Origin of the sequence: Pseudomonas sp. Pf153, assembly GCF_001269775.1 — a bacterium.
Taxonomy (GTDB): Bacteria; Pseudomonadota; Gammaproteobacteria; order Pseudomonadales; family Pseudomonadaceae; genus Aquipseudomonas; species Aquipseudomonas uvaldensis.
The window spans coordinates 100832-109841 of record NZ_LHVL01000005.1; the positions used below are offsets into that span (position 1 = coordinate 100832).

A 9010-nucleotide genomic window follows, 5' to 3' on the forward strand; every position below is an offset into this window, starting at 1 on the left:
CCCGTTGATTCAATCGTCGAACGATACAAAACGACAGTCCGTCTCAGGGGTGAATCGCAACCGGTCCGATGCAGTACAATTACCGCTTTTAATTGCCAACCCGACGGCCATTGCGATGATCGAACCCAAGCGCGTCTTGCGCGCCCTTGCCGAACACTGGGCATTGCTTGAACCTTTGTGCGAGCACTTCGACCAGGGCACCCTGAGCCTCAACGAATTGCGTTCACAATTGGCCGCCCAACAACTGGACAGCACGCCCCAGGACATCACCAACCTGCTGGACGTGTGGATCCGCCTGGATATTCTCGTTCCGGTGGCGAAAAGCCCGAACCGCTTCGAGCTCAACGCCCAGATCCATGATTTCCTTGCGTACCTGCGCCGCGAGCACCGCCTGGGCCTGTGCCTGGAGATCGAAGCCTACCTGCGCCACCTCGAACGCCTGGCCGGCTACATCCAGGACGCCTTCGACGTGCGCGACGGCAACGACCTGGCCCGCCAGCTGCGCCTGCTGGACATGCGCGTGCGCGACGTCCTCAAGAAACTCGCCAACGATGAGCAGGCGCTGGTGTCGGTCGCCGAACGCGCCAAGACCAGCGACCGGCAGATTCCTCTGCGCCAGCGCTACGCCGAAGTCCTGGCGACCTGGGACGAATACGTCGAGCCGATGATCCAACTGGTGAACGCCGACGGCGCGTTCGAGCAAGGCGTGCGCAAGGTCGAAAACGTGCTGTTGCGCATGCTCACCGAACAGCAGCGTCTCGGTCACCTCGTCGATGACGACATGCTGCTGCGCACCCACGCGCGCATCCTGGAGATGCAGACCAGCGCCCAGTTGACCCTGCGCCATGCCCGCGAGCTGCTCCTGCCGCTGCGCGAAGAAGCCCGCCGCCACAACGCTGTCACCCGTGGCGCCGCACTGGCCCTGGCCGCCATTCGCCGCAAAGGCATCGACGCCGTGCCGCAAGCCGCCATGCCGTTGTTCACTCGGCCGCAAAGCACCTTCCTGGGCAGTGCCAGCCAGGTCGAAGCCTATGTCTATGCCCTGGCCCGCTTCGAGCCGAAACCGGCGCGCTTCCCCAAATCCCACAAGACCCACAAGGGTGGCGAAGCACCACGCGCGCCACGCACCGTTCGCGAAATGGTCGAACGTTGCGAAGAGGCCCTGCCGATGCCGGACCTGATGACCTGGTTGCTGGAGCAGGAGCCGGACGGCGCCACCGACGAATTGCTGTACTGGTTCTCGCGCCTGTCGCGGGAAAAACGTTTCAAGCGCGAGCGTCTGGAACGCCGCGAATACTACACACACGAGCATCAGGTCAGCCTGCGCTCCTTCGCCCTGCTCTCGGCCGGCGACGCCGCCGAGGATTCTGCGAGCATCCCAAATGCATCTTGATCTATCCGAACTGTCCCAGCTGGCGCCGATCTTCCGCGAGCTGTTCAAGGGTTATCACATCAGCCGCCGCGACCCGGAGCTGTACGCCCAACTGTCGAACTTCCAGGACCAGTACCGCACGCTGTTCAAGGCCCTGGGCTTCGAGCTGGTGTGCGACACCCGTGGCTTCTACTACTTCGTACCGGACCTGGCCGCCGCTGCGGTGAACAAGACCGCCCAGCGCCTGGCCCTGTTCACCTTCATCCTGGTCGAACACCTGGCCGACCAGGGCCGCGACCCGATCGCCGTGCTCGACGGTGGCAGCCTGGGCCGCGACGAATTGCCGTCGCTGCTGGAAAAGTACCGCGACCTGTTCATCCAGGCCGAAGTGCAGACCCAGGAAGAGCTGGAAGAAAAAATCATGCGCCGCATGACTCAACTGGGCTTCGCCAGCGAGGAAAACGGCGTGTATCGCTTCCTGCCGCCGATGCATCGGTTCCTCGACGTCTGCCTGTCGGTCCAGCAGGACCGCGACTTGGCCGCCAGCCTGCACAGTGTGTTGCCGTTACCGGTACCGGTATTGGTCGACGAAGACAGCGACGAAAAACTGCTGCAAACCGATGATCCGCTGGACCTCAGCGAATTCGAAGGTGAAAGCGAAGAAGACGCACTGGCCCGCGCCATTGCCGAAGAACAGGAGACCGACGCATGAGCAAGGAACGCTACGGCATCCGCCGCTTTGCCCTTTTGAACACCGCCGGCTACAGCCTCGGCCTGTTTCCGCTGGAAGAACCGCTGTCGGTGTACGGCGCGAACAACCTCGGCAAATCCGCGTCGATCAACGCCTTGCAGTTCCCGATCCTGGCGCGCATGTCGGACATGAGCTTCGGCAAGTACAGCCTGGAACAATCCCGGCGTTTCTACTTTGCCTCGGATACCAGCTACATCCTGGTGGAAGTCGCCCTGCCCCATGGCCCGCACGTGATCGGTGTGGTCGGTCGCGGCCCCGGCGGCGGTTTCGGGCACCAGTTCTTTGCCTATGCCGGCAAACTGGACCTGGCTCACTACCAGAAGAACGACACCTGCCTGCGCCAGAAGGAACTGTTCACCAACCTGGAGCGCGAAGGCCTCAAGGCCTACGAACTCAAGCCGGATGAACTGCGCCGCCTGCTGGTGGGCGGTCATACATCCATTCCCCTGGACCTGACGCTGATCCCACTGCGCTCCACCAGCGAACAAAGCCTCAAGACCTTCCGCGCACTGTTCATCAACCTGTTGCACATGCGTGAAATCACCGCGGCCAAGCTCAAGCAATTGTTCCTCGATGCGTTCGAACACAGCCTGCGTTCCGGCAGCGTGGATTACATCGCCGCGTGCGAAGAGGCCTTCCGCGACGTACGACGCATGGAGCAGGACTACAACTCTCTGGTGGCGGCTGGTCCGCTGGTGGAGGCCCTGGCCAGCGGCGTGAAGCAGCGCGACATCCTGCGCGGCAAGTTGCATCGCCTCTCTCCCTTGCTCGACTCGCTGCTCGGCACCTGGTCGGATTACGCCAGTGCACGCAAGGAAGAGCTGACCATCCAGGCCGAACACTACCGCAACGAACAGGACTCGCTGCAGAACGACCAGCGCGGCAGCACCCAGGAGCTGATGCGCCTGGAGCGGGAGATCACAGGCATCCAACGCTGGCTCGGCGAGCTGTCGGTGCTCAAGCATCGCTTTGCCCTGGTGGATGACGTCAAGGTGCTGGAGCAGCAACTGCTCGCCGCCAAGGACGCTCACGATGAGCTGGCCGGCGCCCTGGCCCAGTCCCGGCAGTTCAGCGCTGAAGACCTGGAAGAACGCCTGCGGGACCTGGAAAAGCGCTTGAAGTCGGTCAAGCAGCAACTCGATCACGCCGACAACAACAGCTATGCCCGCCTGCGGGAAGAATTCTCACAACAGGACGTCGAGCGTCTGATGCGCCTGTTCAACAGTGCCCTGTTCAGCCTGCCGCTGGGCGAGCATGGCATCGCCCTGGATGAGAACGGCGACTGGGTCAAATCCGTGGAACTGATCCTCGACGGCTTCAAGGGCGAGCGTTTCGAAGTGCCGGGCCTGTCCATTGACCTGTCCCACATCGAGCCGCCAGCATTGCAGGCCCTGGCCGACCGCGCCGCGCTGCGGGATCAAAAGGAACGCCTGGAGAAAGAGCTCAAGCAGCTCAAGACCCAGCAAGCCGTGGCCGCCGACCGTGCCGCTAGCAAGACCCAGACCGAGGCGCTGTACCAGCAGGTCCTGGACGCACAGAAAGCCCTCGAGGACTTCCGCCGCACCCAGACCCTGAGCGCCGAAGAAGGCGAGAAGCTCGAACAATTGGCGCAGATGGAAGCGGCCCAGGACGAACTCAAGCGCTCCAGCGACGCCTTCACCGAACGCGTCCAGCAGTTGTCGGCCAAGTTGCAACTGGTGGGCCGGCAGATCGCCGACTTGGAAGCCAAGCAACGCACCCTCGACGATGCCCTGCGCCGTCGCCAACTGTTGCCGGCGGACCTGCCGTTCGGCACGCCGTTCATGGACCCGGTCGATGATTCCATGGACAACCTGTTGCCACTGCTCAATGACTATCAGGACAGCTGGCAGGGCCTGTTGCGCATCGACGGCCAGATCGAAGCGCTGTACGCCCAGGTGCGCCTCAAGGGCGTGGCCAAGTTCGACAGCGAAGACGACATGGAGCGGCGCCTGCAGCTGTTGATCAACGCCTATGCCCACCGCACCGACGAAGCCCTGACCCTGGGCAAGGCTCGCCGTGCAGCGGTGACCGACATCGCCCGGACCTTGCGCAACATTCGCAGCGACTACGACAGCCTTGAACATCAACTGGCGCTGTTCAACCGCGAGATCAACAAACGCCAGGTGTCCAACCTGCAGAGCTTCCGCATCGTCCTGGCGCCGAACAAGGAAGCCCTAAAGCACATCGACCAGATCATCCACAGCGCCGGCCAGTACGAAGAAGGCGAAACCCTGTCGGTGTTCGATCTCAGCCAGAGTGCCGAGCAGGACAACAAGAACGAAGAAGCCAAGGAATACCTGGCGCGGCTGGTGGCGGCGAACCACAACCAGCTCGGTCTCAAAGACCTGTTCGAACTGGCGTTCGAGATCACCAAGGTCAACGGCCAGCCGGTGATCCACACCGACATCGACGGCGCAGCGTCCAACGGCACGACCATGACCATCAAGGCGCTGACCAACATGTACCTGTTGCTGCACCTGATGGACCGCGAACAAGCCGGCCGCGTGCGCTTGCCGTATTACCTGGACGAGGCGGCGGACATCGACGAGAAGAACCAGGCAGCCCTGCTGGAAACCAGCCTCCAATTGGGCTTCGTACCGATTCTCGCCAGCGTGAAGCCGCAGGTCTGCGCCAGTGTCGCCATCGACCTGGAAGGCGGCAGTGGCCCGAACGGTATCTACATCGACGAAGCGGACTGGAAGTACATCCGTCGTCGTGATGCGGTGAAGGCCACGGTGAACGTAGAAGCCGACGAGCCGGAGCTGGATCCGGTGTAAGGTGAAGAGCCGGGAATGAAAAAAGGCCGCGATCCATTGGATCGCGGCCTTTTTATCGCCTGTGGTCTGATGGCCCTATCGCGAGCAGGCTCGCGATGGCGTCGAAACGCCAGACCCGTCACTTACCGAGCTTGATCTTCGGCGCCCAGGTCAGCCATTCATCTTCAAACTTATCGAACAGGGGGAAGGTCTGCTCCGGCCGGGCCGGACTGCCCATGCTCTCGCCATCCGGTGTTGCGAAAGCAACACCGCCCTGGATCAACGTCTCCAGCGACTCGGTCCTCACCGTTGCGCCCTTGAACAGACCGAAGTCCAGGCCAAATCCACTGGTGTTCCAGAAGCGCGTGCCACTGCGCACCAGCGGCGCGTACTTGGGCTCGATCAGGATATGGATCAATACCCGATCCGCCGTCTGCCCCAATTCATAACCCGTAACCTTGCCCACGGTAATTTCGCGATACGTCACCGGCACGCCCGTCTTCAACGAGCCTCGGCGGGCCGCGCTCAATACCAGGCTCAAACCAGCCTCGGGCACAGCGGTTTCCGGTGGGCTGGCAAGGGCCACGAAGTTTTTCTGCGGTCCCAGATTCTTCGTCGAAGGCTGCACCTCGAGGTATTGACCGGTCACCAGCGTCTCCAGGTTCGACGTCTTGATCAAGCCCAGCTCGGGCTTGACTACCCAGAACTGACTGCCGATCCGGGCGATACGCTCAGGGACTTCGGTGATACGTGCGGTGAGCAGCACCGATTGCAGGTCGGGGCTAAGGTCCACGTCCTCGACCTTGCCCACATCCAGTCCTTTGAAGCGAATCGGAGTACCGCTGCGCAAACCGTCGGCACGATCGACCTTGATCGTGACCACGGTTCCCTTTTGCTGCGCGGCCTCGCGGTCTTCAAACAAGCGGAAGCGCGGAATACGTCTTTTCAACGGTACATTCGGCTCCGGCGTCTCGAAAGCGATACCACCGGCCATCAGGCTTTGCAGCGATTCGCTCTTGACCTGGATGCCCCCCGTCAAGCCGCCCGTGAGAGTGACGCCGCTGGCGTTCCAGAATCGCGTCGAACCGTTGACCAGCCCTTCGTACTCCTTCTCGATGTGCACGCCAATAATCAATTGCTTCTTCTTGCGAGAGAACTGGTAGCTCTGCACCGACCCGACTTTGACCTGCTTGTAGAGAACCGGACTGCCGACCTCCAGTGATCCGAGATTCTCGGTGAGCAGCACCAAGTGCAAGCCCGGCGAACGCAAGTCCAGCGGCGGCGCCTTGGCCCGGGCTTCGAACTCGCGCTGTGGTGCGCTGCCCTTGTCCCCTGGGCGCACGGCAATGTAATTCCCCTTGACCAACGCTTCCAGGCCCGTAATACCGGCCAGGGAGATCGAAGGTTTGACTACCCAGAACTGGGTTCCCGTCACCAGGTAATCTTCGGCCAACGGGTCCATCGTCAATTCGGCGGTGGCGCTGGAGAGGTCTGGATCGACCTTGAGGGTCTTCAGGCTACCTACCTGAATGCCTTTGTACATCACCGGCGTCCGACCGGCCTGCAAGCCTTCGAAGTCACTGAGTTTGACCTTCACCCGAATGCCGGCGGCCGCTGCGTCAAAGTCTTCGTAGAGACGAAACGGCAGGCTCGGGTCCGTCGGAGGGCTGTCCTTGCGGCTCTCCGGCGTGGCGAATGCAATACCACCGGCCACGATACTGGCCAGGGATTCGCTGCGCACCTTCACACCCGAAAGGTTGGCATCGATGCTGATGCCGCTGGCATTCCAGAAGCGCGTGTGTTTGCGCACCAGGCTGGCATAGGTCGGTTCGATGAAAACCTTTATTTCGACCGTATTCTGATCTTCGGACAGCTGATAGCTTTTCACTTGTCCGACCTGAATCTGCTTGTAGAACACGGGGCTGCCCCGGTCCAGCGAGCCCAGGCGGTCAGCCTTGATGGTCAAATGCAAACCTGGCTTGGCATCCGACAGCGGCGGCTCCTCGGCCAAGGCCTTGAACTTGCGACTGGACTCCCCTTCACCCGGACTGATCGCCACGTAGTTACCCGATACCAGGGTTTCCAGGCCAGTGATCCCTGCCAGGGTAACGCTTGGCTTGACCAGCCAGAAACGTGTACCCGTCTTGAGGTACTGCTCGACGTCTTTGTTCATCTCGACGGTCGCAACCACGCCCTTGGAGCTGCCTTCGTCATCGAGCGTAAGGTCCTTCACTTTACCGACCGTCATACCTTTGTAGACAACTTCGGTCTTGTTGACCTGGATACCTTCGCCGCTTTCAAAGCGCACGCTGATTTCAATCCCGGTTTCGTTATAAGCCCGCCAGGCGAGCCAGCCCCCAATGATCAGGGCAATCAGCGGCAAGACCCAAATGGCCGACCAATTGGAGGCCGGTCGGGTTTTAGCGGTTGGCAAATCAGTCATGGTCGTTATCCGACTCCGTGTTATCCCAAATCAGTCGGGGATCGAAGGTTACTGCGGCAATCATTGTCATAATCACTACGCTGGCAAAAGCGATCGCGCCGAGCCCGGCTTCGACACTGGCGAGTCGTCCGAAATTCACCACTGCCACCAAAATGGCGATCACGAAAATATCGAGCATCGACCAGCGACCGATGAACTCGATAAAGCGGTACATGAGGATGCGTTGCCGTGCGGACATGGGCTGGTGTCGCTGTATGGAGATCAGCAACAAGGCAATGCCCACCAGCTTGAAAGTTGGCACCAGGATACTGGCGATGAACACCACAGCGGCAATGGGAATCATGCCATGCTGCACCAACTCGATCACACCGGCCATGATGGTGCTCGGGGCACCTTGGCCCAGTGAGTTGATCGTCATGATCGGCAACATATTGGCGGGTATGTAGAGAATCGCGGCGGTGATCAACAAGGCCCAGGTGCGCATGAGGCTGTTGGGGCGGCGGGGATGAACCAGCGCGCCACAACGGGTGCAGGTCTGTCCGTGGGCATCGGCGTTCAACCGATTCAATTCGTGGCATTCGGTACAGATCAGAATCCCTGCATCAATCGCCCGCATGATCGTCCTCTCCTGATAATGCTTGCCAAATCTGATGGGGTGACATCACCACCTCCAGCCAGACTTGAACCAGCAGTAAACTGATAAAGCACACCAGGCCAAGACCTACAGTGATAGCCGCCATGTCCGCCAGCTTGACGATGGCCACCAGTACGCCCATGAGGTAAACCTCAAGCATCCCCCAATCCCGTAGATGGTGATAAATGCGGTAGAGCAATAACCCATAACTACGGCCGACATTACAGCGAATGGTCAGCAACACCGTCAGCTGACAAAGCAGCTTGAGCAACGGTATGCCCATACTGCACAGGAATACCACCACGGCTATGCCTTGCATGCCGGTATCGTACAGACCAACCACACCGCTCCAGACGGTGTCTTGAGAGGATTGTCCGAGCAGATGGAGTTGCATGATGGGTAAAAAGTTCGCCGGCACATACAACAACAGAGCGGCGATGACCAAGGCAAGACTGCGTTCGACCACATTATGACGGTGGGCGTAGAGCTCATAACCACAACGGGGACATTCGGCTTTTTCACCATGGGCCAATTGAGGCTTGCGCATCAACAGATCGCATTCATGGCAAGCCACCAGATCATTCAGGGGGAGATCTGACAACTCGCGAGTGTCCAACGGATCTGACATAAAGAGCTCTGGCTCAGCTAAGGTGAGGCTATTCTAGTGCTCCGGCTCGAAAATAACCGTGCAAATTCGTAACGAACTTTCCTACAAACTTTTCCTACGGGCAAAACAAAACCCCTACCTGCATCAGCAGATAGGGGTTTCGGAATTTAATCTTGACGATGACCTACTCTCACATGGGGAAACCCCACACTACCATCGGCGATGCATCGTTTCACTTCTGAGTTCGGGATGGGATCAGGTGGTTCCAACGCTCTATGGTCGTCAAGAAATTCGGTAGCCGGCGCGTGCCATACGGTCACGTTCCAGCAAATGGGCATGCGATAGTTTGTGTGTGCCTTACGAACAAGTCCGAACTTTCGGTTCGTTTCGTCTTCACAACACCGCAATCTGGTCTCTATCGAGACC

Annotated in this window: 6 protein-coding genes and 1 rRNA gene; 3 read left to right on the forward strand and 4 right to left on the reverse strand. The window is 59.9% G+C overall.

The genetic code is table 11. The features are described from left to right. Positions 1 to 115: 115 nt before the first annotated feature. From mksB to mksF, 3 genes are read left to right on the forward strand one after another with little or no spacing between them, the layout of a single operon-like run. Entirely contained in the window at positions 116 to 1393 is a 1278-nt protein-coding gene (gene mksB, locus AD666_RS00900; RefSeq protein WP_053146615.1) for an Mks condensin complex protein MksB, read from the forward strand. After that, positions 1383 to 2084 carry an Mks condensin complex protein MksE gene (gene mksE / locus AD666_RS00905; protein ID WP_053146617.1) on the forward strand — a complete coding sequence of 234 codons (702 nt, stop codon included), beginning with the start codon at positions 1383 to 1385 and terminating at the stop codon, positions 2082 to 2084. Before mksB ends, mksE begins: the two co-directional genes overlap by 11 nt. Then, on the forward strand, positions 2081 to 4921 hold the full coding sequence (gene mksF, locus AD666_RS00910) for an Mks condensin complex protein MksF (RefSeq protein WP_053146619.1): 2841 nt from the start codon (positions 2081 to 2083) through the stop codon (positions 4919 to 4921). The genes mksE and mksF overlap by 4 nt, the downstream gene beginning before the upstream one ends. Before the next feature lie 118 nt (positions 4922 to 5039). Here the strand turns inward: mksF and AD666_RS00915 are convergent, their stop codons facing one another. The 4 genes from AD666_RS00915 to rrf form a co-directional block, all read right to left on the reverse strand. Then, the gene (locus AD666_RS00915) at positions 5040 to 7343 is read right to left on the reverse strand and encodes a PqiB family protein (RefSeq protein WP_053146621.1); all 2304 of its coding nucleotides are present in this window, start codon (positions 7341 to 7343) and stop codon (positions 5040 to 5042) included. Then, positions 7336 to 7959, reverse strand: coding sequence for a paraquat-inducible protein A (locus tag AD666_RS00920; RefSeq protein WP_053146623.1), 624 nt, complete (start codon positions 7957 to 7959; stop codon positions 7336 to 7338). The genes AD666_RS00915 and AD666_RS00920 overlap by 8 nt, the downstream gene beginning before the upstream one ends. After that, positions 7946 to 8605: a paraquat-inducible protein A gene (locus tag AD666_RS00925; protein ID WP_053146625.1), complete on the reverse strand. Its 660-nt coding sequence runs from the start codon at positions 8603 to 8605 to the stop codon at positions 7946 to 7948. The genes AD666_RS00920 and AD666_RS00925 overlap by 14 nt, the downstream gene beginning before the upstream one ends. A gap of 150 nt (positions 8606 to 8755) precedes the next feature. Continuing rightward, positions 8756 to 8871 (reverse strand): 5S ribosomal RNA (gene rrf / locus AD666_RS00930). Positions 8872 to 9010: the final 139 nt, after the last annotated feature.

Excerpts from the sequence above, each read along its gene's own strand:
- mksB (WP_053146615.1), top strand. The coding sequence starts at position 116 with ATGATCGAACCCAAGCGCGTCTTGCGCGCCCTTGCCGAACACTGGGCA.
- mksE (WP_053146617.1), top strand. The coding sequence starts at position 1,383 with ATGCATCTTGATCTATCCGAACTGTCCCAGCTGGCGCCGATCTTCCGC.
- mksF (WP_053146619.1), top strand. The coding sequence starts at position 2,081 with ATGAGCAAGGAACGCTACGGCATCCGCCGCTTTGCCCTTTTGAACACC.
- AD666_RS00915 (WP_053146621.1), bottom strand. The coding sequence starts at position 7,343 with ATGACTGATTTGCCAACCGCTAAAACCCGACCGGCCTCCAATTGGTCG.
- AD666_RS00920 (WP_053146623.1), bottom strand. The coding sequence starts at position 7,959 with ATGCGGGCGATTGATGCAGGGATTCTGATCTGTACCGAATGCCACGAA.
- AD666_RS00925 (WP_053146625.1), bottom strand. The coding sequence starts at position 8,605 with ATGTCAGATCCGTTGGACACTCGCGAGTTGTCAGATCTCCCCCTGAAT.